The organism is Candidatus Pantoea symbiotica (assembly GCF_056491525.1).
In genome coordinates this window covers 3,136,431-3,161,600 of record NZ_JBSZHR010000002.1, presented here as the reverse complement: position 1 = coordinate 3,161,600, position 25,170 = coordinate 3,136,431, and the positions used below count along the sequence as shown (strand labels likewise).

Here is a 25,170-nt window from a genome sequence, read left to right as displayed (position 1 = left end):
GGTGGCTCGATCTTATAAAGTTATAGGCCAGAGTTAACTGGCCTTTTCTTATTCGATATTTTCAATTTCTTTCTTCAATGTTTGAATAAGTAATTTATCTTTTTGTGACTTGGTATGGTTGATAAAGTGAGCGCATGTTTCAATCGCAGTATCATTTAATCCCATTTTCATATAGGACTTCGCCAGAGTTGAGGCCGCTTTGACATGATGTTTACTGCGACAGAATGGTTCCAGCAATCGCAATACCGAATCAAGATCATTACGGTTAAAATAGATCTCTGCTAATCGAACAATAGGTCTTCCTAAGTATGGTGATAGCTCACGGCAGGCCTCATAATATTTGGTTGCAGCACAATAAAAGCCTTTTTTGTCAAGGCACATTGCATACAAATAGTTTATGTAGCCCCAGTTTGGCGCGTCTTTTATAAAAGCTTCAATGGTTTTTATATAGCTATCATTGAACTCTTTTCCTGTCACCAGGTTTTCATTAATCTCTTTGAAAGCTTCAATCGTGTTGTCTTTGTATAATTTTGATTTTTCCAGACTCCATAACCCTTTTGATGAACCTTTTGATACCATTTCGTAAAGTAAGTTATCAATATTATACGTTTTAGTTAGTTCACCTAAAATGTTGTGTTTGAAATTCCTTAAAGAATAAACTTTCGAATTTTCAATGCCATTTTTGAGTTTTGTTGCCGAGTAGTAATCAACAGGATCACCGTCATTGCTAATGATAATAACATCGGCACTTTTTTTATAGCTTACTGACGATAAGTCAATATCTTCGTCAGAGTAGGGAACATTGTTCTCGGCGCTTTTAGAAAACTTCATACCAAGCTTTACTTCTGGACTGAAAGCAACTATTCGGTCTGCTGCCAACGCACTTCCGAATTTCAGTGCACCATAGGCTCCCATGCTCGAACCCAGTATCCAGACTTGTCCTCCCTTTTTTTTATATAGCTTGATTTTCTCTTTAAGAAATTGAACTAATTCTTTATGGTCAGGAATATCCGGGACACCATTTTGATACCAGTCGTTACTGTAATCGTTAATAAATATTTTAGTGGCTGCTATACGACCTAATCTTTTGGAAAAAGTGAACTTTCCTTTAGGTGTATTTCTTGCTGAAAAAACGATCAAAACATTTTTTGCCGATTTTTTTTCGGATATTTTTATCGAGTCCATGATGTATTTATTCCTGATTATTAATTTCTTTAGGTGCCAGCTCTAACGGAGATGGAATGTTATAAAAAGAATTTAGTGCTTCGGTTAAATGTTCTGCGTAGTCTTCAAAGTCTAAACTATCATAGGAAGACCTATCGTTAGGGCACATTGAAAAGGGAATAGTATCCTTACCTTTTTTATCCTTTAACATACGGTAATAATCTAATGCCACTTTCTTACGAATATTAAAGTAGAACACGCGTGTTTTTGTGAAAATAGACTTTCCAGTGATTTGTGCAACGTGAGGAATAAGAAAACCGGTACAGAGCAGATCATTCATCGCTCTGAACTTGTTTTTTCTACATCCATCAAATGCTTCAGGCCAGGTTGCTTCACACAATTGAGCCACAGATTTTAATTGTGGATAGAAAGTATGTGAAAACATTTGGTCTGTATAAACGCCATATTCTGAAAAAATTAATCTACGGGCGTTTTTTGCGCCCCATTCTGTAGCGGAGTCATAAACGGGATTAACCGGTGAAGCTGGTAGCTTTATTTTCGACGTCAACATAAATGCCAAACCTGAACCGGTGAAAAAATACTCCGGTTTAACAGGCCTTAACAGCATCATGTCATCATTGAAATACACATAGTGTTCCGAAAGATCTTCAATCTTATGGATGGCACTTTCGATAACATGCGAGTTAAACGTAGGAAGATATTTTTCCTCTAATATCTCGCTGTGACTCACTATGCGGACTTTAGGATGGTCAATATTCATCCATTCTGGGTACTGTCCATTAGTCACAATGTAAACTTTATTCACCCATGGCGCATAGTCAAAAACTGAGCGAAGTGCATAACGCAGTTCATCCAGTGATTTAAAGCGTGCAGCATCCGATAGCACTGATTTTTGAGAATCGACAGGAGCGTGCTGATTGAATACCTCAATAAAATCAGGATCGTCAGAGTCTACCCATGTAAAGACAAAGTCTATAGGGAATGTCACCGGAAGATTTCCAAAATCAATAATCCTTTGATCATCGGCAGACTTTTTATTTTGCGATTTATCATTTTTGCTATTTAAAATCACGCTCCCATTTCCGTCAGAAACGGTAATAGGATAGCGCTTTATAAAAGCATCACGGAAAAATACGCCTGGTTTAAATATCAACTTCTTAATCTTATTCATGATGATGCTTCCTTCTTACTAATCACTCTAAATTTTCCTCTGATTTATACTCTGCAATAGCATCATCAATATTATCGTAGTAGCTTATTTCCCCACTTCGTCTGATGAATAAAGCTGAATCGCAATGGTCTTTTAATGATTTGAAACTATGTGAAACCATCAAAATGTTTGATTTTTCACTTTTTTCTTTAAATATATTGGCGCATTTTAATTTAAATCGACTATCACCAACTGCAGTGATTTCATCAACGATGTAGTAGTCAAAATCAAATGCCATACTTAAACCAAAACCCAGACGTGATTTCATTCCTGACGAATAGGTTTTTATCGGCATATCGAAGTATTTTCCCAGTTCAGAAAAATCTTCGACGAATGCAATCTTCTCTCTTAATTGCTCTTTCTTCGCATAGAGGCGGGAAACAAACTTTACGTTTTCTCTACCAGTCAAACTTCCCTGAAAGCCACCACTCAATCCTAAAGGCCAGGATATAGTTTTAGTGGTAGTGATCGTGCCTGAGTCTGGTCTGTCAATCCCGCCGATCATGCGAAGTAGGGTTGATTTTCCCGCACCATTGCGGCCTACAAGCGCGACACTTATGCCTGTTGGCAATTCGACACTCATCCCTTTAAATACATAGTGCCGACCCGTTGGTGTACGATAGGATTTTGTGAGGTTTTCAATTTTAATCATGATGTCAGCATCGCCTCTTCACGTGTTCTATATATCGCAAGCCCGATAAAGATCGTGCACAGTGTTGCGATTGCTAAATAATCTATACTCACGCCTACGCTGACGTAACCAGGGATGATTGCCTCGCGACTCAATTCAACTGCATGCAGGATGGGATTCCATAACAAGAACGGCCAGTATTTTTCTGGAATGGATTGCAGCGGAAACATCACGCCTGAAATAAAATAAAGTGGTTTGAGCAGAATAGGTAAAATCTTATGTGTTTCAGTAAAAACGCTCCCAATTGTCATCACTATGATGCCAATGCTGCTGGAGAATAAAATCATTAAACCCCAACTCAGCGCGAGTTGTAGCAAATCGAGCAACACAAAATGTTCGCCAGCCGCCCAAATGCATCCCATAAGCAAGATGTAAACGGTGAGATATATCACTGACTCGAGAAAAGCACGTGATAAAACCGTATCTATTGGTTTTACTGGTCGGTAATTAAAGAGACCTTTGTTGGCGTCAATCGCACCAATGGAGCGATTAACGATACTGCTAAATATCAAATAGAGAATAATCCCATTGAGTAAAAAAACAGGAAATGAAATATCCCGCATTGTGCGGTGCATAATGAAACTGAAGATACTTAATAATACTAATAAATGAGCGGCAGGTTCGATGATAGCCCACAGGTATCCCAAGCGGAATTTACCGAAGCGCGTGCGCAATTCACGGAAAAACAGTGCCTTAATAGTAGATTTTTGTACTTCTATTCCACTTCTTGCCATTTAAAAACTCATTTAACAGTTAATGAACGAGGTCACTTTCGCCAGGCATGATCCAATGTTTTTACATGGCTTACATGACGATAGATAAAATGAAATGAGAGTAAAAAGATAGCTGGGAGGCTTACATGGAAGAACATATTATGCGTTTGCATGAGTGCTTAACTTACTCGCGGCATAATGGTGATTCATTTTATCTGATCAGTGAGGAGCTTGTTTTATAAGAAAAAGCTTATATCTCCATACTGAATTCCCTGAGCGTCTATCGATTCCTTTCTTATTTCTGTAGAATAAATTATCAGAGCGAAGTGAATTGGTTCTAGACGTTTTTGACTATTAATTTAATTGCTATTAATAGATTTTTGTGGCTTGGTAAATTAAAGTTTTATATCGTTAAGAAATGGCTTAATTTATATACGAATAATTCTTTGTTTTTTTCTGGCCGACTTCTTTATATTGTATGAAGAGATCGTGTTAGTTGATTTAATAAACTCCATAAACGCGCTGATTGCAGTAAGCCACAATCTCCGCGATAATCGCGCCAATCAATCCCTTCCTCGTCGGGTTCAACGACGCGGAGGGGATTTTTTATTTATATCCTAAACTGGTGAAACGATTACCGCCTTAATGAGGACGAATTATGTATAACACCCTGGGCAATCAGTATGATAACTCCCTGGTTTCTAACGCCTTCGGTTTCATGCGCTTCCCGCTGAACTTCCAGCCATACGACAGTGACGCTGAGTGGGTCATCACCGGTGTTCCGTTCGATGCCGCAACCTCAGGCCGTCCGGGCAGCCGTTTAGGGCCGGGCGCGATTCGTCAGATCTCAACCAACCTGGCGTGGGAAGGCTGCCGCTGGCCGTGGGACTTCGATCTGCGTCAGCGTCTGAACGTGGTGGACTGCGGCGATTTGGTTTATGCCTTCGGCGATTCACAGGATCTCTCTGACAAACTGCAGGCGCACGCCGAGAAACTGCTGGCGAACGGTAAACGTATGCTGACTTTTGGCGGTGACCACTACGTTACGTTGCCGCTGCTGCGCGCGCACGCTAAGCACTTCGGTAAAATGGCGCTGGTGCATTTCGATGCGCACACCGATACCTATTCCAACGGCCCGACGTTCGATCACGGCACTATGTTCTTCACCGCGCCGAAAGAGGGTTTGATCGATCCGCAACATTCCGTGCAGATCGGCATTCGTACCGAGTTCGATAAGAGCCTCGGTTTCAACGTGCTGGATGCCGCGCAGGTCAACGATCGCAGCGTGGATGACATTCTGGCGGAAGTGAAGCGTACCGTTGGCGATCTGCCGGTCTATCTGACCTTCGATATCGACTGCCTCGATCCCGCTCATGCACCGGGCACCGGTACGCCAGTGATTGGCGGTCTGAGCAGCGATAAAGCCACTAAGCTGATTCGCGGTTTACAGGGCATGAACATCGTTGGCATGGATCTGGTTGAAGTGGCGCCGGGCTATGATCACGCCGATTTGACCTCGCTGGCAGCCGCCACGCTGGCGCTGGACATGCTGCACGTGCAGGCGGCTAATAAAGGTTAATCCTTTTGCTTGCGGCTACACTTATTGGCGGTTAATTAATCTGCGGAGGCGACTATGGGTTTACTGGACGATTTAGTTGGATCGCTGGGAAACAGCAACGGAAGCGGGCAGGGCAATCAGATGCAACAGCTGATGGCTATCTGGAACTGGGTACAGGAGCAGGGCGGCGTCGAAGTGCTGCTGCAGAAATTTCAGCAGGGCGGACTTGGGCAGGTGCTAAATAGCTGGATTGGCAGCGGCAGTAACCATTCGGTTGATGGCGGCGAGATTCAAAATGCGCTGGGTCAGGATCAGCTGCAGTCGCTGGCGGATAAGCTTGGCACCGATGTCAATGGTGCGTCCGGTACGCTGGCTGCTTTGTTGCCGCAGGTGATTGATAAGCTGTCGCCGCAGGGCCACATCGATACGTCGAATACCCAGGATTTGGGTGCGATGGTTGATGGGCTGTTTAAGCGTTAAGTTTTGACTGGTCGGCATGAATGCCGACCCTACGTGTAAGGAGCGCATTAATGCGCTCCTTTTTGCTGCGTGTGATATTACTTCCCAGCCGCAATGCGCTCACGAATATGCTGGGCGCGCGCTTCAGAATCCGGGTGCGAATCAAACATCGAACTCTGGCGTCCCTGTTCCAGTTTCGCCAGTTTCTCAAAACTGGTCGCTAATCCCATCGGATCAATACCGCGCTTTTTCATTAGGTCAAACGAGTAATCATCGGCTTGTGTTTCCTGGGTTTGTGAGAACTGTGCATTCACCAGTTTTTCGCCCATTTCACCCAATTGCGATTGTGATAGCGAACCGATCACGCCGCCGACGGAAGCCGCAGCGGTGCGCGTTGCGGTGGTAGTAAGCGCTACCTGCATCGCTTTACGCGTATGGCCCAGTGCGACGTGGCCCATCTCATGGCCAAGCACACCTTCGACTTCGTTGTCGGTCATCATGTCCATCAAGCCGCTGTAGACGCGGATACAACCGTTGGCCATCGCCCAGGCGTTGACGTCTTTAGTCTGATAAACCTTGTAGTTGGCAGGCACGCCGTTGATGTTATCGCCAAGCGCCGCCGCGATTTTGTTCAGGCGCTGCTGATATTCACTGTTGGCGGGTGCAACCTGATTGTCTTTATCCATCTGAGCACAGGATTGATCGCTCAACTCTTTCACCTGTGCATCGTTCAGCGCGTAGGCCTGATAAGCCTGCGCACCAGATTGCAGCAGCGCGTTGTTATCAAATCCTTCGCAGCCGCTCAGCAGCGAAGCCATTCCCAGAGCAACAATGGTAGCTCTCATTTTCATATCGGCATCCTTTGGGTAACAAGGTAAAGAAAACAAACACCTGAAACCGTCACAGGTGTTTAAACGATTTGGTTATAGCTCGCATGTTGTGCAATGGCTAGCAGACAAGGCCGGAAATGCAAACGGTTACCCGTGATTTAGCACCCAGATGCATGTACTTTTGTCCTGATTTTCATGTACATTGATGTGCGACTTTTTTCTCGCTTCGCCTTATAACTGATTAATTACAATAAGTTAAGCGTGGCGGAGCATTAATCCGACCTGGAGTAGAAGATGCCCTCTCGTAAAGAGCTTGCCAACGCCATTCGCGCGTTAAGTATGGATGCAGTACAGAAAGCCAATTCGGGACATCCGGGTGCCCCAATGGGCATGGCGGACATCGCCGAAGTGCTGTGGCGTGACTTCCTGAACCATAACCCTACTAACCCGCTGTGGGCAGATCGCGACCGCTTCGTTTTATCGAACGGTCATGGCTCAATGCTGATTTACAGCCTGCTGCACCTCACTGGCTACAACCTGCCAATGAGCGAGCTGCAGAACTTCCGTCAGCTGCACTCTAAAACTCCAGGCCACCCGGAATACGGTTATACCGCAGGCGTTGAAACCACCACTGGCCCGCTGGGTCAGGGCATTGCGAACGCAGTCGGTTTTGCCATTGCTGAGCGCACGCTGGCGGCGCAGTTCAACCGCCCGGGTCATGACATCGTAGACCATAACACCTACGTGTTTATGGGCGACGGCTGCATGATGGAAGGCATCTCACACGAAGTCTGCTCCATCGCCGGTACCCTGAAGCTGGGCAAACTGGTTGCCTTCTACGATGACAACGGCATCTCCATCGACGGTCACGTTGACGGCTGGTTCACCGACGACACCGCTAAACGCTTTGAAGCCTACGGCTGGCACGTGGTGCGCGGCGTGGACGGTCACGACGCAGACGCAATTAAGAAAGCGGTTGAAGAAGCCAAAGCGGTTTCCGACAAGCCTTCGCTGCTGATGTGCAAAACCGTGATTGGCTTCGGTTCGCCGAACAAAGCCGGTACGCACGATTCGCACGGCGCGCCGCTGGGTGCCGATGAAATCGCGCTGACCCGTAAGCAGCTGGGCTGGAATCACGGTCCGTTTGAAATCCCTTCAGATATCTACGCGCAGTGGGATGCCAAAGAAGCCGGCCAGGCGAAAGAGTCTGCGTGGGACCAGAAGTTTGCTGCCTACGCCGCTGCACATCCGGAACTGGCTGCGGAGTTCAAACGTCGCGTCAACAACCAGCTGCCGGCTAACTGGGCAACCGAATCGCAGAAGTTTATTGAGCAGCTGCAGGCCAATCCGGCGAAAATCGCCAGCCGTAAAGCCTCGCAGAACGCCATCGAAGCCTTCGGTAAAATCCTGCCGGAATATCTGGGCGGCTCTGCTGACCTGGCGCCAAGCAACCTCACCATGTGGTCCGGTTCTAAACCGATCAATGAAGACGCGGCGGGCAACTACATCCATTACGGCGTGCGCGAGTTCGGTATGACCGCCATCGCCAACGGCCTCGCGCTGCACGGCGGCTTCCTGCCGTACACCGCCACCTTCCTGATGTTCGTCGAGTACGCGCGCAACGCCGCACGTATGGCCGCGCTGATGAAAATCCGTCAGATCATGGTCTACACCCACGACTCGATTGGTCTGGGCGAAGATGGCCCGACGCATCAGCCGGTTGAGCAGATGGCCAGCCTGCGCGTGACGCCAAACATGAGCCTGTGGCGCCCGTGCGACCAGGTTGAGTCTGCGGTGGCGTGGAAGTACGCTATCGAACGTGTTGATGGCCCGTCGGCGCTGATCTTCTCGCGTCAGAACCTGGCGCAGCAGGATCGTAGCGCTGAGCAGCTGGCTAACGTGGCGCGCGGTGGTTACGTGCTGAAGGACAGCGAAGGTACGCCAGAGCTGATCCTGATCGCTACCGGTTCAGAAGTGGAGCTGGCGGTAAGCGCTTATGAGCAGCTGACGGCGGAAGGCCGCAAGGTGCGCGTGGTGTCTATGCCATCCACCGACGCCTTCGACAAGCAGGACGCGGCATATCGTGAATCCGTGCTACCGAAAGCGGTTGCCGCTCGCGTGGCGATTGAAGCGGGTATCGCCGATTACTGGTTCAAATACACCGGCCTGAACGGCGCGATCGTCGGTATGACCACTTTCGGTGAGTCAGCGCCTGCGGATCAGCTGTTCAAAGAGTTTGGTTTCACCGTTGAAAATGTGGTTAAAACGGCGAAATCGATTCTGTGATTTGAGGTCGCCATAAATGGCGACCCTACACAGCGGGTATAAAGGGCGTCCCAACCGGGGCGCCCTTATTGTTTCACCACCTCCAACCTGAAACGGTTCAATTATTCCTGCAGTAATAATCCCGCAGTGCAAAATTTGTGACGTAGATCCAATATTCCGCCACTCACTTGATCGCAATCATTCCCGTTATTCCTCTCTTGCATTACTCTAGCTGAACCGTTTCAGTTGCGAGCGAGAACGTGCATCTTGCCGGTGCGGGCAAGCAATAATTCCCTGTACAAAACGGTGTGAAACGCTCAGGCTAATCGGCACGTTTTTTCGGGTGTTGTTGAAGGTAGAAATGACCATTCGCGTAGCAATAAATGGTTTTGGTCGTATCGGGCGTAACGTATTGCGTGCCCTGTATGAAACCGGTCGCCGGGCTGAGATCACCGTGGTCGCCATTAACGAGCTGGCCGACGCCGCCGGGATGGCGCATCTGCTGAAGTACGACACCAGCCACGGCCGTTTTGCCTTTGATGTGCGCCAGGAGCGCGATCAGCTGTTTGTTGGCGATGACACCATCCGTATCCTGCATCAGGCGGAAATTGATGTGTTGCCGTGGCGCGAACTGAATGTGGATATCGTGCTGGATTGCACCGGCGTGTACGGCAGCCGCGCTGATGGCGAAGCCCATCTGGCAGCAGGTGCGAAGAAAGTGTTGTTCTCGCATCCGGGCGGTAACGATCTCGATGCCACAGTCGTATTTGGTGTTAACGAACAAGCTCTTAAACAAACTGACCGCATTGTCTCCAACGCATCCTGCACCACCAACTGCATTATTCCGGTGATCAAGTTGCTGGATGACGCCTTTGGCATTGAGTCGGGCACCGTGACCACCATTCACTCGGCGATGCACGATCAGCAGGTGATCGACGCCTATCACAGCGATCTGCGTCGTACCCGCGCCGCCAGCCAATCGATCATTCCGGTCGATACGCGTCTTGCTGCTGGCATTACCCGTATTTTTCCGAAATTTAACGATCGCTTTGAGGCAATTGCGGTGCGCGTGCCCACCATCAACGTGACAGCCATTGATTTGAGCGTGTCGGTGCGCGAAGCGGTGAAGGCGTGTGAGGTCAACGCGTTGCTGCAAAACGCGTCAGAAGGGGCGTTTCGTGGTATAGTTGACTATACGGAATTACCGTTAGTCTCAGTAGATTTTAACCATGATCCGCACAGTGCCATAGTCGATGGTACGCAAACGCGGGTCAGTGGTCATCACCTTATCAAAACGCTGGTTTGGTGTGACAACGAATGGGGCTTTGCTAACCGCATGATCGACACCACGTTAGCAATGGCCGCAAGCGGTTTCAGGTAAGACGCGGACTGCGTCTGGCAAAACTTATGAGAATCAACGAGAGGGTTCACCATGTCTGTAATTAAGATGACCGATCTGGATCTTGCTGGTAAACGCGTTCTGATCCGTGCCGATCTCAACGTGCCAGTGAAAGAAGGGAAAGTGACGTCAGATGCACGTATTCGTGCTTCTCTGCCTACCATCGAAGCGGCGTTGAAACAGGGCGCGAAAGTGATGGTTACCTCTCACCTGGGTCGTCCGACCGAAGGTGAATACAACGAAGAGTTCTCCCTGCTGCCGGTTGTTAACTACCTGAAAGATAAACTGAACGGCACCAACGTTACCCTGGCAAAAGATTACCTCAAAGGTGTTGAAGTCAACGCGGGTGAACTGGTTGTGCTGGAAAACGTGCGCTTTAATAAAGGCGAGAAAAAAGACGAAGAAGGTTTGGCAAAGGATTATGCCGCACTGTGTGACGTATTCGTGATGGATGCATTCGGTACCGCGCACCGCGCGCAGGCTTCTACCCACGGCGTGGGCAAGTTTGCACCAATCGCCTGTGCCGGTCCGCTGCTGTCAGCTGAGCTGGAAGCGCTGGGCAAAGTGATGAGCAACCCAGAGCGTCCACTGGTTGCTGTGGTTGGCGGTTCTAAAGTGTCGACCAAATTTGATGTGCTGCAGTCGTTGGTGAAAATTGCTGACACCGTGATTGTGGGCGGCGGTATCGCGAATACCTTCGTGGCTATCGACAACAACGTCGGTAAATCACTGTACGAGCCAGACTTCGTTGAAGCAGCGAAAAAGCTGCGTGACGAGCATGGCATCCCGGTTCCTACCGATTCTCGCGTAGGCACGGAATTCTCTGAAACTGCACCGGCAACCGTTAAAAAGGTTTCCGAAGTAGCGGATAACGAAGAGATTATGGACTTCGGCGACGAAACTGCACAGGCAATGGCCGCGATTCTGAAAGGCGCGAAAACCATTCTGTGGAACGGCCCGGTTGGCGTGTTCGAGTTCCCGAACTTCCGTAAAGGCACCGAAATCGTGGCGAATGCTATCGCCGATAGCGATGCGTTCTCAGTGGCAGGTGGCGGCGATACGCTGGCTGCAATCGACCTGTTCGGTATCGAAGATAAGATCTCTTATATCTCTACCGGCGGCGGCGCATTCCTCGAGTTCGTGGAAGGCAAAAAACTGCCAGCAGTTGCTATGCTGGAAGAGCGCGCCAAGCAGTAACTCTTTGGGGGCGGCGCTTTCGCGTCGCCTGAAGGCTAGCCCTTTATGGGGCAATCAAATCGCAATCCCTTCGGGGATGAACGGTAACGAAACGGGACACAAACATGTCTAAAATTTTTGATTTCGTAAAACCCGGCGTTGTCACTGGTGACGACGTTCAGAAAATTTTCCAGGTAGCGAAAGAGAACAAATTCGCTCTGCCAGCAGTTAACTGCGTCGGCACGGACTCTATCAACGCGGTATTGGAAGCTGCGGCCAAAGTGAAAGCGCCGGTCATCGTTCAGTTCTCCAATGGTGGTGCTGCCTTCATCGCCGGTAAAGGTTTCAAAACCGACAAGCCTCAGGGCGCGGCTATCTTCGGTGCTATCGCGGGTGCATACCATGTGCATCTGATGGCTGAACAGTACGGCGTGCCAGTTATCCTGCACACTGACCACTGCGCCAAGAAACTGCTGCCGTGGATCGACGGTCTGCTGGACGCAGGCGAAGAGCACTTCAAGAAAACCGGTAAGCCGCTGTTCTCTTCTCACATGATCGACCTGTCTGAAGAGTCACTGGAAGAGAACATCGAGATCTCTGCTAAGTATCTGGCGCGCATGGCCAAGCTGGATATGACGCTGGAAATCGAACTGGGTTGTACCGGTGGCGAAGAAGACGGCGTGGACAACAGCCACATGGACGCTTCTGCTCTGTACACTCAGCCAGAAGACGTTGATTACGCTTACACCGAGCTGAGCAAAATCAGCCCACGTTTCACCATCGCTGCTTCATTCGGCAACGTGCACGGCGTGTACAAGCCGGGCAACGTGAAACTGACTCCAACCATTCTGCGTGATTCTCAGGAATACGTGACCAAGAAACACAACCTGGCGCACAACGCGCTGGACTTCGTGTTCCACGGTGGTTCAGGTTCTTCTGCTGCAGAAATCGAAGAGTCTATCGGTTACGGCGTGATCAAGATGAACATCGATACCGACACCCAATGGGCAACGTGGGACGGTATTCTGCAGTACTACAAAAAGAACGAAGACTATCTGCAAGCTCAGTTGGGTAACCCGACTGGCGTAGATAGCCCGAACAAAAAATACTACGATCCACGCGTGTGGCTGCGTTCTGCTCAGGCTTCAATGGTTGTTCGCCTGGAGCAGGCTTTCAAAGAGCTTAACGCCGTCGACGTACTGTAATTTTTCCTTACAGTACAAAAAAGGCCCGTAAGGGCCTTTTTTTATGCGCCTGGTCTGGAAAGTCCCGTAATTTAAGGCCATTTTTGGCGCTTCGCCCTATTTTTGTTTACCCTTGTATGCGGAGTGTCGGAGTCAATCTGGCAGTTTTTGGCAATTTCCTGCGGGAAACTCAACAACAGGGCTAACAAATGGAAGACTTAAATGTCGTTGATGGCATTAACAATGCTGGCGGATGGCTGGTACGTAATCAGGAACTGATCCTGAGCTATGCGGTAAATATTGTGGCGGCGATTGTTACCATCATCATTGGTATGTTCATCGCCCGCATCATCTCCAATGCGATTAACCGCGTTCTGCTGGCGCGTCACATTGATGCGACAGTGGCAGATTTCCTATCTGCAATGGTGCGCTACGGTATTATCGCTTTCACCATCATTGCTGCACTGGGACGCGTTGGGGTGCAAACCGCCTCAGTCATCGCCGTGCTGGGTGCTGCTGGTTTGGCTGTGGGTTTGGCGCTGCAAGGTTCCCTGTCCAACCTGGCTGCCGGCGTATTGCTGGTGACCTTCCGTCCGTTCAAAACCGGTGAATTTGTTGATCTCGGTGGCGTGATGGGTACGGTACAAAACGTGCAGATCTTCTCCACCACTTTGAAAACGGCCGATGGAAAAATTGTCGTTGTGCCTAACGGTAAAATCATTGCCGGCAATATCATTAACTATTCGCGTGAACCGATCCGTCGCAACGAATTCATTATTGGCGTCGCTTACGATGCGGATGTTGATCAGGTGATTGCACTTTTCCGTGAAGTGGTTGAAGCGGATGAGCGTGTGCTGAAAGATTTGGGTATCCAGATTGGTCTGAATGAACTGGCCGCGTCATCGCTCAACTTTGTGGTGCGTTGCTGGAGCAAAAGCAGCGACCTGCAAAACGTCTATTGGGATCTGATGAAGAACTTCAAACGTACGCTGGACGCGAACGGCATCGGTATTCCTTATCCGCAGATGGATGTGCATCTGCATCAGGTGAAGAGCGAGCAGCAACAACCCGCACGCAGCGAATAACATAGAAAGGCACCTGCGGGTGCCTTTTTGATTACTTATTCTAATGACCGATTAAATATTTCAATTTCCTCTAATATCCTCGCGTCACTATACTGCATCACATCTCCCCATTCTTTAGGACTATTTCCGTGTTATCTGTTTATTTACAAGGGCTTGCTCTTGGTGCTGCGCTGATTCTGCCACTTGGCCCGCAAAATGCTTTCGTGATGAATCAGGGCATCAAACGCCACTACCATTTGATGACCGCATCGCTGTGCACCATCAGCGACATTGCGCTGATCTGCGGTGGGATTTTTGGCGGCAGCGCGTTGTTGAATCAATCGCCTATTTTGTTAATGCTGATCACCTGGGCGGGCGTGGCGTTTCTGCTGTGGTACGGCTGGGGCGCGCTGCGCAGTGCGTGGAAGGGTGATGTTTCACTGGCATCTGACGCAGAGCTGAAACAAGGGCGCTGGCGCATTATCGCCACCATCCTGGCGGTCACCTGGCTCAATCCGCATGTCTATCTCGACACCTTTGTGGTGCTCGGCAGCCTCGGTAGCCAGCTTCCCTCTGAAGATGCGCGTCGCTGGTTTGCATTTGGCACCGTGAGTGCATCAATCATCTGGTTCTTCGGCCTGGCGTTGCTGGCGGCGTGGCTGTCGCCACGGCTGCGCACCGTGCGGGCGCAGCGCATTATCAATCTGCTGGTCGGCGGCGTGATGTGGTTTATCGCCATTCAGCTGGCGCGTCAGGGCATTGCTGCTCTCTAATGCAGATGTAATCCGTATAATGCGGGCAGCGCGCCCGCACTGGCGAGCAACTCCAGCCGAATCTGGTTAAAACTCACGCCTTCTGGCACCGTGTGATGACACAGCGAGTGATGATTTTCCGTCACCTCAGCCAATAGCATTTCATCCAGCCATACACGGTAATGCGTGATGCAGTGCGGCGTCACCGTCTGTGCGTGCCCCATTTGCACCGTTTCCATTGCATGATCGAAGTCGTTATCAAATAGCAATGTAATCTGTTTTGCCCGCTGCGGTTCGTTCCAGTGCCAGCACGCGTTGGGATGCGCATCATCCTGCGCGGGCACCCAACAATTGGTGTGCTGTTCCGGGCGTAACTTGCCGTTAAGCAGATAGTCGCGGTGCCACAGTTGCAGCGGTGTTTCCAGCGCAAAGGCCAGCAGGATTTGCTGCGGAGCACGGCGCGGCAGCCAGAAATCAAACTCATCAACGCCGTAATCGCCATCATTAATCTGACGTGTGCGTTTCGCCACGCGCGGATTCAGACTGTTAAAGACCATCATCACGCCCGGCAAACGCTGGCTGGTCAGCGCAACCTCAATCGCGGCGTTCTCCTCAAAGGCGATAAACACATAGCGATCGCAATCGGCACGATAATCAAAGCTCAGTCGATACGTGCCTTGTTGATTCACCGTGACGCTCTGCGTAGCCAGATGGCAATCGCCGCAGGTATTCGCCGGATTATCGCTGGTGAGCAGCGACACCTGCAGTTTCTGCGTTTTTTCAGCGCGTAACTGCACGTTGATCGCTGGCAAACGTTCGCCCGCTTTGAGCGGCAGTAGCAACGCACAGCGGGATTTCAGCGGTTGCCAACCTCCATCGGCGGGCAGGGCGCGCAGTTGTAAGGTGCTGCTCACCGTGACATGCGCATCACGCGCGGGGTTCGCCAACGGATGTCGTGGAATAAACGCACCCTGACGCAGCAGATGCTGCTGTAGCTGGCCCACGCGGTCCGGCTGCGCCAGCTCGGCGGGCGTGATCTGCTGCTGCTGACACAGCGACGCCGCGCGACCCACAACTTCGCCCAGCACGCCGCATGTGCACATGACACGGGCGCTGCCAAAGGCGACGTGCGTAGCGGAGATCAGTCGGCCGGTTAACAACAGGTTGTCCAGCGACTGGCTGTAGAGCGCGCGGAAGGGAATGGTGTAAGTGCCTTTGCTGTGGAACTGGCGACAGCCATCGTGTTCGCTGTAAACGCCGTCGGCCGGATGCAGATCAATCGACCAGCCGCCATACGCCACCGCATCGTAGTGATCGCGCTGTTCGATGATGTCCTGCTGGCAAAGCAGGGTGTCGCCGAGAAAACGCCGACTCTCGCGTTTGCCGGGAATCAGGCCAACCCATTCGATGGTAAGGTTATCGGCATCGGGGAATTCGCCGGAGTTTTTGATGTAATCCCACACGCCCCAGACAATTTTCCACAGCTCCCACTTGATGGTTTCGCTCTCGTGCACGGTATCGAGCCGTCCACCCCATTCCAGCCACCATAAATCGCAGCCGTTCAGTTCTGAGCTCAGGCGTTTATAGCGCGGAATGGCGGTGATCTCTTTCAGTGCGAAAGAGGGCGCAACGAAGCGTACCGGTTGCGCTGCGCGCTTGGTGTAGAAGTAAATGGAATGCCCGAGTTTGTGGCCAAAATTCTCGCCCGGCGCCATCTTCTCGCCGAACTCCTCTACGGATTCCGCGCCCACGCGATGTGCCGCACCGGCCAGATAGCCCAACACGCCATCGCCGCTAGCATCAATAAATTGTGACGCCGAAACCTGATAACGCGTTTGATTGATGGCATTGAATGCCTGCACTGACTGCAAGCGGCGGCCAGATTTTTCGATATCGGTAACAACCGTATTAAGCAGCAAAGTCAGGCCGGGCTGCGCCTGCACCATGTCCAGCAGCACCATATCGAACAGCACCGGATTGCCCTCTTTGTTGCGCCACAGGTTCTCCTCCATGATTTCGCCCATGATGCCGCCTTCGCGCGCCCAGCGATTATTATTGCCCATGTGCGAGGTAGCGCCGTTGGCCCACAAGCGCACTTCGCTGGAAGCGTTGCCGCCCAGTACCGGACGATCCTGAATCAGCACTACATCAAGGCCATCGCGTGCGGCGGCGAGCGCGGCACACACGCCTGCCAGTCCACCGCCGACGATAACTAACTCCGCTTGTAGCCGTTGTTGCGGAAAGTCGCGCACATTTTGCGTAGAGAAAGTCTGCATCATTTCATTCCTCTGACTCTAAGGCTAAGATTGGATTTTGCCCGCCGCAGGTGATCTATGTCTTCTCAACCCAACCAAAGCCTGATTGACGGTATTCGCTGCCTGCAATATCTGGTTTCCAGTGATAAAGCCGTGGGTTGCCGTGAACTGGCGCGCCAGATGGGGATGAACAGCACGCGTGTGAATCGACTGCTGATGACCATGGCATCGATTGGACTGACCACGCAGGATGAGCATCGACGCTATTTGCCCGGCCCCGGCATTCACGCGCTGGCGGCACAGGCGATTCGCGGATCTTCGCTGTTTGCGCAGGCGTTGCCGCAGCTGGAACTGCATGCGCCGCGCGATATCGTGGTGGCGCTGGGCGTGCTGTGGGAGGATCAGGTGATCTATATCTGGCACTCGGAACCCGGTGAACGCATCAACGCCAGCCAGGCGCTGGCCGGTTTCCGCATGCTGCCCGCATGGCAATCGGTGATTGGCGTGTCGTTGCTGGCGGCGGAAAGCGATGAGGCGCTGCGCCCGCGTTTTAGCGACGAACAGTGGCTGCAAATCGCGCCGCTGCTGGCGCGTAAGCGTGCTGATGGTTATCTGATCTGGCATCGCGATGACGGTGAAATCAGCATGGCGCAGCCGATTGATAACAACCGTGCGTCGCTGGCGTTCGCCAAAATTTGGCAGGACGATGAGGCACATCTCGCGCAGCGGCTGCAACAGCTGCAATCGCTGGCGCAAACCGTCATCACCCCGCGCTAACATGATCGATTTTCCCGACAATAAACAGATAACTGCAGATGCCAATCGCGGCCAGCACGGCGATAAATGCCAGTGCTGGCGCGAAGTTATCGCCATCGATTAACGCACCAATAGCAATCGGCACCACGATGGAGGAGAGCGCGCCGGTAAAGTTAAATACGCCGCCTGCCAGACCAATCAAATGGCGCGGTGCCAGCGCCGTGACAAACACCCACGTAATGGTCGCCAGGCCGTTGCCAAAGAACGCCAGCGACATAAACAGGATGATCAGCGTGGAATCATCGGTGTAGTTGGCGCCAAGGATAAACAGCGTCAGGAACAGACCGAGGATCACCGGCAGCTTGCGCGCCACGCTGGCAGAAATGCCGCGACGTATCATGCGGTCCGAGGCAAATCCGGCCAGCAGCACGCCGCAGAAGGCGGCGAAGTAAGGCACCGAAGCCACATAACCGCTTTTGATGAAGCCCATATGGCGGTACTCCACCAGATAAGTCGGGAACCAGGTGAGGAAGAACCAGAAAGTGGCAGAAATGGTGAACTGGCCAATATAGATGCCGACCAACTTGCGACTGCGGAACATCTGCGCCAAATCGCCCCAGCGCGCTTTTGACTGCTGCGTATTCTGCCTACTTTCCAGCAGCGCACCGTTGTCGCGCAGATAGTTGAGCTCCGCTTCCGACACGCCTTGATGCTGATTCGGCTCGCGGTAGAGCCAATACCACACCAGCGCCCAAATCATCCCCGCGACTCCGGTAATCAAAAACAGCCCGCGCCAGCCAAACGCATCCTGCAGATGAAACAGTAGCGGCGTCATGCAGGCGAGACCAACAAACTGCGCTGAAGAGTAAATGCCGATTGCGCTGGCTCGCTCTTGCTCCGGGAACCAGCTGGAAATTACCCGATTGTTGGAGGGCATCACCGGCGCTTCAAACGCGCCCACGCCAAGCCGCAGACCAAACAGCGCGCCGAAGCTGTTGGCAAGCGCATGCAGCGCGGTGATCAGCGACCAGGCAAATAAACCGACGCCATAGACCACGCGTGCGCCAAGGCGATCAATGAGGAAGCCGCCGGGAATCTGCAGCGCGGCGTAGATCCAGCCGAAAGCAGAGAAGATCAATCCCATCTCAATCGGCGTGAAGCGTAGTTCGCCCGCCATTGCCGTAGCGGCAACCGACAGGTTAGTACGATCCATGTAATTGATAATGATGTTAATAAACACCAGACCGAGCATCAGAAAGCGCGTGCGTCCAGCGCGAACGCTGACGGCAGTTTGGCTAAGCGGCTGTTCTGTCATTGGCAACTCTCCCGAACCCAGAGGTGTTTCTTTAATAGAAACGTTTAAGTGTTTTTTTGGCGAATCTGTACCGTTAAATTTGCGATCGCGGCGAGGTTAAAACAGCAGATTGCCCGAACTTTTTGCTGAATCAAAACTCAGAGCATCACGCATGGTAATGTGTTTTGGGTTTAGCCATAGTGGCGACCTGCAAATTGAATCCCTCAAGGAGGACTTTCGTGAAACTGAAAGCACTGGCGCTGGCCGCCGTAATGAGCACCGGCGCACTGTCCGGTTTAGTTCAGGCAGGCGAATTGCCGAATGGACCGCATGTGGTGACGTCTGGACAGGCAAGCGTTGATGCCACGCCTGATATCGCCAGGCTCGCTATTGTGGTGAGTGTTTCGTCGAAAGACGCGGCGGAAGCGAAAAAGCAAGCTGATGACCGCGTGGCGCAATATTTCGATTTCCTGCAAAAGAACGGTATTGAGAAAAAAGATATTGATGCGGCAAACCTCAGCACGCAGCCAGAGTACGATTACACCAAAGAAGGTAAGTCGGTACTGAAAGGCTATCGTGCCGAGCGTCAGGTACAGGTAACGTTGCGTCAGCTGGACAAGCTGAACGAGCTGCTGGATGGCGCGTTAAAATCTGGCCTTAATGAAATTCGTTCGGTTGAACTGGGTGTCGCAAATCCGGACAGCTATAAAGAGAAGGCGCGTAAAGTGGCGATCGCCAATGCTACGCAGCAGGCCAATGCGCTGGCAGAAGGGTTTAACGCTAAGTTAGGTTCGGTTTACAGCATTCGCTACCATGTTGCGAACTATCAACCGATGCCGATGGCGCGCATGTATAAAGCCGCCGCTGCACCTGCTGATACCACCGCGCAGCAAACTTACGAGCAGCAGAGCATTCACTTTGACGATCAGGTGGATGTGGTATTCGAAATCAAACCTAATACGCCGTAAATCTGTATACCAGGTCGCCATGAATGGCGACCCTACGCTTATTTGATAGGATTTTCGCAGGATGCGCATTTATGCGCACCTGCATACCTGTGTAAAGCATACTTAAGCGGGCAACACATCCTGACGCAGCACGCGATGTCCGTGCGCAATCAGCGCATCGGTCACGCTGCGCATCAAACGACTTTCCGGCGCAAACCGGTGCCAATACAGCATACGACGCTGATACAGGCCTGGCGTCAAATCCACCAGCTCACCTTGCGCTAACTCGCGCTCAATTTGCAGATGCGGAATCATACAGCACACCGAACCCTGACGCGCCAGCTGCACAAAGGCTTCTGACGAGTTAACGATGTGGCAAGGCACGCTGCCCGGCGACAGGTCAAAGTTCTGCTGTAAAAACGCCTGATGCATGTCATCCAGATGATCAAACGCCACCGCCGGCGCTTTCAGCAGTGCAGAGCGCGTCACGCCATTTGGGAAGTAACGTGCAGCAAAATCAGGTGAGGCGCAGAACAGATAATCGAGCGCGCCCAATTGATCCACTAAGCAGCTTGGCAGCGGCTGCGGCTGAATACTCACCGCGCCGACCACCTCACCACGACGCAGACGTTCCTGCGTGCGGGTTTCATCTTCTACCTGCAAATTCAGGCGCACCGGCGAATCGGCCAGCACATCTTTCAGCGCGGGCAGCAGCCAGGTTGCCAGACTGTCGGCGTTGACCGCCAGCGACAGCAGCAGCGGCGTGGTTCCACCGTTATCATCACCCAGCCACTCCTCTTCCAGCAGCTCAACCTGATGCAACAACGCCAGTAACTTTTGACCCTGCTCGGTCGGACGCGGCGGCACGGTGCGCACCAGCAGCGGCTGACCAAATAAATTTTCCAGCTGTTTAATTCGCTGTGAAACCGCAGATTGGGTAATGCAGAGTTTTTGTGCCGCACGCTCAAAGCCGCGCTCGCGAATCACAGCATCCAGCGCCTGAAGCGTTCGATAATCCGGGCGTTTCATTGTTGTTCTCTCTCGTTCAGGGTGGACGTTACTATGCCATAAAACTGTCAAATTGTGCTGCGGCGCATTTTTGCGGGCTGGCTTCCAAAGCGTTAAATCGGCTGTCTAACAGTCGCGCTTTTTTACAGCGCCTTGTTTTATACTACGCGCACTTCGATGTCGCACAGGTTTTAAACATACCATGACCCAGGATGAACTGAAAAAAGCGGTAGGTTGGGCAGCGCTGCAGTACGTAGAGCCCGGCACCATTGTCGGCGTTGGGACCGGATCAACGGCAGCGCATTTCATTGATGCACTCGGCACCATGAAGAATCAGATTGAAGGCGCAGTTTCCAGCTCGGAAGCCTCGACGGAGAAACTGAAAGCGTTAGGCATTCACGTGTTTGATCTCAACGAAATTGATGAGCTGTCGGTTTACGTTGATGGCGCCGATGAAATCAATCCGCAGATGCAGATGATCAAAGGCGGTGGCGCAGCGCTGACGCGTGAGAAAATCGTTGCGGCGGTGGCGAAGAAATTCATCTGCATTGCCGATGCATCGAAAGAAGTCGATGTGCTGGGCAACTTCCCGCTGCCGGTTGAAGTGATTCCGATGGCGCGTTCCTATGTGGCGCGTGAGCTGGTTAAACTCGGCGGCTTGCCGGAGTATCGTCAGAACGTCATTACCGACAACGGCAACATTATTCTCGACGTGCATAATCTGCGTATTCTCGATCCCATCGAGCTGGAAAAAACCATCAACGCGCTGCCTGGCGTGGTGACCGTTGGCTTGTTTGCGGGACGTGGCGCCGATGTCGCGCTGATTGGCACCCCTGACGGCGTGAAATCCATCGTAAAATGATCTGTCCGGCGCGCGTAATGCGCCGGTTATTTCCATCCGCAAAACATCTTTTCTCGCCAGGCTGAAATTTGGTGACTTATGTCACAAAAGATTCATCAGCAGTGAGTTCGTACTTCGTCCACTCAGGATGTCACGATTTTGTACGGCATTGTGCTGTCTCCGCGTGGGCGCGTGCTGGCTCCCAGGCAATCGTTTGTATTGCTGCGCACGAAATTTTTGATATTTTGACAGAAGGCTACCTTATGGTAGTCCTCATTGAATTCTGAATAGGGTCGGGAAATGGCAAAGGTATCACTGGAAAAAGACAAGATTAAGTTCCTGCTGGTGGAAGGCGTTCACCAGAGTGCGCTGGAAAACCTGCGTGCAGCAGGCTACACCAACATCGAGTTTCACAAAGGGGCGCTGGATGCGGAGTCGCTGAAATCCTCCATCCGCGATGCGCACTTCATTGGTATCCGTTCCCGTACCCAACTGACCGAAGAGATTTTTGCTGCTGCAGAAAAGCTGGTGGCAGTCGGCTGCTTCTGTATCGGTACTAACCAGGTTGATCTCGGTGCTGCGGCAAAACGCGGCGTGCCGGTATTCAACGCACCGTTCTCCAACACCCGTTCAGTGGCTGAGCTGGTGATTGGCGAAATGCTGCTGATGCTGCGTGGCATTCCTGAAGCCAACGCCAAAGCGCACCGTGGCATCTGGAATAAAGTCGCCAACGGTTCGTTCGAAGCACGCGGCAAAAAACTGGGCATCATCGGTTATGGTCACATCGGCATGCAGCTGGGTGTGCTGGCAGAAAGCCTCGGTATGCACGTGTTCTTCTACGATATCGAAAGCAAGCTGCCGCTGGGTAACGCGACGCAGGTGCGTCATCTCTCCGATTTGCTCAACATGAGCGACGTGGTGAGCCTGCACGTTCCTGAAACGCAATCTACCCAGAACATGATTGGTGCCGAAGAGCTGGCGCTGATGAAGCCTGGCGCGCTGTTGATCAACGCCGCGCGTGGTACCGTGATTGATATTCCGGCGCTGTGTGATGCCCTGGCGAACAAACATCTCTCCGGTGCCGCCATCGACGTGTTCCCGGTTGAGCCTGCAACCAACAGCGATCCGTTCAATTCTCCGTTGTGCGAGTTTGATAACGTGATCCTGACGCCGCACATTGGCGGTTCAACGCAGGAAGCGCAGGAGAACATCGGAATTGAAGTGGCTGGCAAGCTGGCGAAGTATTCGGACAACGGTTCAACACTGTCTGCGGTTAACTTCCCGGAAGTCTCGCTGCCAATGCATGCGGCGAGCGCGAGCCGTTTATTGCACATCCACGAAAACCGTCCAGGCGTGTTGACGGCCATCAACCTGATCTTTGCCGAACAGGGCATCAACATCGCGGCTCAGTATCTGCAAACTACGCCGGTGATGGGTTATGTGGTTATTGATATCGATGCGGAAAAAGATGTAGCGGATAAAGCGCTGCAGGCGATGAAGGCGATTCCGGGCACCATCCGCGCCCGTCTGCTGTACTGATTAAACAGGGCGCCATTGGCGCCCTTTGTTTTTCCTGCTTACGCTTCCCATTGCCACAGTTTTGATGGCGTCAGTATCGCGGGTAGCGGCACATCCCATGCGGCGACCGGCAGCGCTTCTACGCGCTGGCAATCATGTGCGATTCCCACCGGAAGAAAACCATGCTGCTGCCAGTGTTGCAGCGTGCGATCGTAAAATCCGCCGCCCATTCCCAAACGTTGACCCGCATGATCAAACGCCACCAGCGGCACCAGCATCACATCGAGTTGATCCAGCGTTGCCAACTGCGTGATGTCTAACGGCGGTTCCGGAATGCGTAGCTTATTTGGCGTGAGTGAAGTTTCTGGCGTGTAACGGATAAACAACAGATTGCCAGGCGAGAAGGGATGGAGCACCGGTAAATAGACCTGCTTTTTCTGCTGCCACAGTTTGGCGATCAGCGGGCGGGTGTTGATCTCTCCATCGACAGACAAAAACAGCGCAATGCGTTGGGCATTAGCGATCGGCGCAATGTTGATGGCGTGTTCAGCCAACTGATCGGCGGCCTGTTCCTGTTGTTCAGACGTGAGATTGCGGCGCAAATGGCGCACGTGCTGACGGATTTCTTGACGGTCGAGAAGTGAGGGCGCTGACATGATATCCCCGGCAGATTGGGCTGTTTCCAGCACTATATCATGCGAACCGGGGGATGCAGATTGGAACTAAATGGAGATCTCCGAGATGCCGCCGCAGGCTGTAACCCTTGAACCCTTGGTTCAAGGTGAACATGCCGTCACAACTATTAGGCTTCTCGGACGGACCGAGCATGCGCACAAATTGTGGAGCGTCACATTCTGTTGGTATGAAATATCGGCTCAGGGGACTGGCCCGCTTGCAAACATCTCAGAGAAAATTTACTTCACCGTCACTCTAGCATGAGGACCATGAAGTGTTATTCAAAATTAGGGCCCTGGCGGTCAGTTATGCGACCTTGCTCTACTAACGCTTGTTCAATGGTCTGCTGCAGCATGCGGATACGTTGTTCCATGTTTGCTGCATAGTCGCGCGTCTTACCTTTCTCTTGTGCCAACTCGTGGCAGATGTTTAACGCGGCGATGAACACCAGTTGCTCTGTATTGGTGACTCTAGTGCGAACTTTTAAATCTTGCAACCGTTGATTGAGATCCTCTGCGGCCAGATTCAGCGCATCTTGCTGTTCAGGCGGGCAATTCACTCTTAACGAACGACCAAAAATTTGAATATCTACTGGTTGTGCAGACATGCCACCATCCTAACTGATTACTTCGATCGCATCTCCCTTACCGGTCAATGGGTTGGGAGGTGCGAAACTATATATACCCGAGTTATAAGTTACAACCCCTTTTCTGGAAACCCAGAGGCACCTGGTGGTAGCATAACACGAACTTATTCCGCCAACGACGACCAAAGCTTATGTCTTTACAGAACGCAACGCCGAGTTACAACACGCTGGCCGCGGCCCTTTCACAGCAGGGCGTGGGCATGACACCAGCCGAAATGCATGGTCTTCTTTCCGGGATTCTGTGCGGCGGCAATCAGGATACCAGCTGGAAAACCATGGTTCACGATCTCACCAACGAAGGCATGGCGTTTTCGCAGAGCCTGTCTCAGCCGTTGCAAGCGCTGCATGAAAGCCTGGCGACCACGCTGGAAGACGAAGGCTTTATGTTCCAGCTGATGTTGCCGGAAGATGATGACATCACGGTATTCGATCGCGCGGATGCACTGGCCGGTTGGGTAAACCACTTCCTGCTCGGTTTGGGCGTCACTCAGCCTAAGCTGGAGAAAGTGACCGGTGAAACCGGTGAAGCGATTGACGATCTGCGCACTATCGCACAGCTTGGCTATGACGAAGATGAAGATCAGGAAGAGCTGGAGCAGTCGCTTGAAGAGGTGATTGAGTACGTGCGGGTTGCCGCTCTGCTGTGCCACGACACCTTCACGCGCCAGCATCAGCCAACCGCACCAGAAGTACAGAAACCTACATTACACTAAGCGCGTCAATGCGGGCGCGTTGTGGCCCGTC

General features: G+C 51.7%; 23 protein-coding genes and 1 other RNA gene. 13 read left to right on the top strand and 11 right to left on the bottom strand.

Translation table 11 applies throughout. From position 1 onward, the window contains the following. Positions 1-48: 48 nt before the first annotated feature. The 4 genes from ACXIZX_RS15245 to ACXIZX_RS15230 are packed head-to-tail and all read right to left on the bottom strand — an operon-like array spanning position 49 to position 3,820. Complete coding sequence (locus ACXIZX_RS15245; protein WP_179452202.1) at positions 49-1,185, bottom strand: tetratricopeptide repeat protein; 1,137 nt, start codon at positions 1,183-1,185, stop codon at positions 49-51. 7 nt (positions 1,186-1,192) lie between these two features. Next, entirely contained in the window at positions 1,193-2,356 is a 1,164-nt protein-coding gene (locus ACXIZX_RS15240) for a capsule biosynthesis protein CapK (RefSeq protein ID WP_479404465.1), read from the bottom strand. 22 nt (positions 2,357-2,378) lie between these two features. Beyond that, entirely contained in the window at positions 2,379-3,047 is a 669-nt protein-coding gene (locus tag ACXIZX_RS15235) for an ABC transporter ATP-binding protein (RefSeq protein ID WP_179452204.1), read from the bottom strand. Beyond that, positions 3,044-3,820, bottom strand: a complete 777-nt coding sequence (locus tag ACXIZX_RS15230) for an ABC transporter permease (RefSeq protein ID WP_179452205.1) — start codon at positions 3,818-3,820, stop codon at positions 3,044-3,046. Before ACXIZX_RS15230 ends, ACXIZX_RS15235 begins: the two co-directional genes overlap by 4 nt. 637 nt (positions 3,821-4,457) lie before the next feature. Between ACXIZX_RS15230 and speB the strand changes: the two genes are divergently transcribed. Together speB and ACXIZX_RS15220 are read left to right on the top strand one after the other, a co-directional pair. Next, positions 4,458-5,378: an agmatinase gene (gene speB / locus ACXIZX_RS15225; protein WP_007890305.1), complete on the top strand. Its 921-nt coding sequence runs from the start codon at positions 4,458-4,460 to the stop codon at positions 5,376-5,378. Positions 5,379-5,432: 54 nt separating this feature from the next. Continuing rightward, positions 5,433-5,837: a YidB family protein gene (locus tag ACXIZX_RS15220; RefSeq protein WP_179452206.1), complete on the top strand. Its 405-nt coding sequence runs from the start codon at positions 5,433-5,435 to the stop codon at positions 5,835-5,837. 77 nt (positions 5,838-5,914) lie between these two features. On the opposite strand, the gene loiP is transcribed toward ACXIZX_RS15220, so the two are convergent. Next, the gene (gene loiP, locus ACXIZX_RS15215) at positions 5,915-6,667 is read right to left on the bottom strand and encodes a metalloprotease LoiP (protein WP_008107309.1); all 753 of its coding nucleotides are present in this window, start codon (positions 6,665-6,667) and stop codon (positions 5,915-5,917) included. Positions 6,668-6,940: 273 nt separating this feature from the next. Between loiP and tkt the strand changes: the two genes are divergently transcribed. The 6 genes from tkt to argO all read left to right on the top strand — a co-directional run bounded on the left by tkt (position 6,941) and on the right by argO (position 14,507). Beyond that, positions 6,941-8,932, top strand: a complete 1,992-nt coding sequence (gene tkt / locus ACXIZX_RS15210; RefSeq protein ID WP_179452207.1) for a transketolase — start codon at positions 6,941-6,943, stop codon at positions 8,930-8,932. Positions 8,933-9,272: 340 nt separating this feature from the next. Beyond that, positions 9,273-10,292, top strand: a complete 1,020-nt coding sequence (gene epd / locus ACXIZX_RS15205; protein ID WP_479404464.1) for an erythrose-4-phosphate dehydrogenase — start codon at positions 9,273-9,275, stop codon at positions 10,290-10,292. 51 nt (positions 10,293-10,343) lie between these two features. Further along, complete coding sequence (pgk, locus tag ACXIZX_RS15200; RefSeq protein WP_179452209.1) at positions 10,344-11,507, top strand: phosphoglycerate kinase; 1,164 nt, start codon at positions 10,344-10,346, stop codon at positions 11,505-11,507. Positions 11,508-11,611: 104 nt separating this feature from the next. Then, complete coding sequence (fbaA, locus tag ACXIZX_RS15195) at positions 11,612-12,691, top strand: class II fructose-bisphosphate aldolase (protein WP_008108269.1); 1,080 nt, start codon at positions 11,612-11,614, stop codon at positions 12,689-12,691. Between the two features lie 188 nt (positions 12,692-12,879). After that, a complete protein-coding gene (gene mscS / locus ACXIZX_RS15190; RefSeq protein ID WP_008108267.1) occupies positions 12,880-13,755 on the top strand; it encodes a small-conductance mechanosensitive channel MscS in 876 nt (291 codons plus the stop codon). A gap of 128 nt (positions 13,756-13,883) precedes the next feature. Beyond that, entirely contained in the window at positions 13,884-14,507 is a 624-nt protein-coding gene (argO, locus tag ACXIZX_RS15185; RefSeq protein ID WP_061719851.1) for an arginine exporter ArgO, read from the top strand. On the opposite strand, the gene ACXIZX_RS15180 is transcribed toward argO, so the two are convergent. Next, a complete protein-coding gene (locus ACXIZX_RS15180; RefSeq protein WP_479404882.1) occupies positions 14,504-16,762 on the bottom strand; it encodes an FAD-dependent oxidoreductase in 2,259 nt (752 codons plus the stop codon). The two genes, argO and ACXIZX_RS15180, sit on opposite strands and share 4 nt — an antisense overlap. A gap of 57 nt (positions 16,763-16,819) precedes the next feature. On the opposite strand from ACXIZX_RS15180, the gene ACXIZX_RS15175 reads away from it, so the two are divergent. Continuing rightward, positions 16,820-17,518 (top strand): IclR family transcriptional regulator, encoded by a 699-nt coding sequence (locus ACXIZX_RS15175; protein WP_479404463.1) that lies wholly within the window; start codon positions 16,820-16,822, stop codon positions 17,516-17,518. Here the strand turns inward: ACXIZX_RS15175 and ACXIZX_RS15170 are convergent. After that, positions 17,505-18,812 (bottom strand): MFS transporter, encoded by a 1,308-nt coding sequence (locus ACXIZX_RS15170; RefSeq protein WP_479404462.1) that lies wholly within the window; start codon positions 18,810-18,812, stop codon positions 17,505-17,507. The genes ACXIZX_RS15175 and ACXIZX_RS15170 overlap by 14 nt on opposite strands. 218 nt (positions 18,813-19,030) lie before the next feature. Here ACXIZX_RS15170 and ACXIZX_RS15165 point away from each other — a divergent pair, with 218 nt between their 5' ends. Next, positions 19,031-19,759, top strand: coding sequence for an oxidative stress defense protein (locus tag ACXIZX_RS15165; RefSeq protein ID WP_008108260.1), 729 nt, complete (start codon positions 19,031-19,033; stop codon positions 19,757-19,759). A gap of 102 nt (positions 19,760-19,861) precedes the next feature. On the opposite strand, the gene ACXIZX_RS15160 is transcribed toward ACXIZX_RS15165, so the two are convergent. Next, positions 19,862-20,767, bottom strand: coding sequence for a LysR family transcriptional regulator ArgP (locus tag ACXIZX_RS15160; protein ID WP_007890292.1), 906 nt, complete (start codon positions 20,765-20,767; stop codon positions 19,862-19,864). Positions 20,768-20,948: 181 nt separating this feature from the next. Between ACXIZX_RS15160 and rpiA the strand changes: the two genes are divergently transcribed. Both rpiA and serA read left to right on the top strand, forming a co-directional pair. Continuing rightward, positions 20,949-21,608, top strand: a complete 660-nt coding sequence (gene rpiA / locus ACXIZX_RS15155) for a ribose-5-phosphate isomerase RpiA (RefSeq protein WP_479404461.1) — start codon at positions 20,949-20,951, stop codon at positions 21,606-21,608. 279 nt (positions 21,609-21,887) lie between these two features. Beyond that, positions 21,888-23,126, top strand: coding sequence for a phosphoglycerate dehydrogenase (serA, locus tag ACXIZX_RS15150; RefSeq protein WP_008108257.1), 1,239 nt, complete (start codon positions 21,888-21,890; stop codon positions 23,124-23,126). A 38-nt stretch (positions 23,127-23,164) separates the two neighbouring features. On the opposite strand, the gene ACXIZX_RS15145 is transcribed toward serA, so the two are convergent. The 3 genes from ACXIZX_RS15145 to zapA all read right to left on the bottom strand — a co-directional run bounded on the left by ACXIZX_RS15145 (position 23,165) and on the right by zapA (position 24,387). Next, entirely contained in the window at positions 23,165-23,761 is a 597-nt protein-coding gene (locus ACXIZX_RS15145) for a 5-formyltetrahydrofolate cyclo-ligase (protein ID WP_277967204.1), read from the bottom strand. Between the two features lie 73 nt (positions 23,762-23,834). Continuing rightward, a non-coding RNA gene (gene ssrS, locus ACXIZX_RS15140) (6S RNA) lies at positions 23,835-24,018 on the bottom strand. 39 nt (positions 24,019-24,057) lie between these two features. Then, on the bottom strand, positions 24,058-24,387 hold the full coding sequence (gene zapA / locus ACXIZX_RS15135) for a cell division protein ZapA (RefSeq protein ID WP_007890288.1): 330 nt from the start codon (positions 24,385-24,387) through the stop codon (positions 24,058-24,060). Positions 24,388-24,557: 170 nt separating this feature from the next. On the opposite strand from zapA, the gene ACXIZX_RS15130 reads away from it, so the two are divergent. Further along, a complete protein-coding gene (locus tag ACXIZX_RS15130; RefSeq protein ID WP_061719857.1) occupies positions 24,558-25,139 on the top strand; it encodes a YecA/YgfB family protein in 582 nt (193 codons plus the stop codon). Positions 25,140-25,170 lie beyond the last annotated feature (31 nt).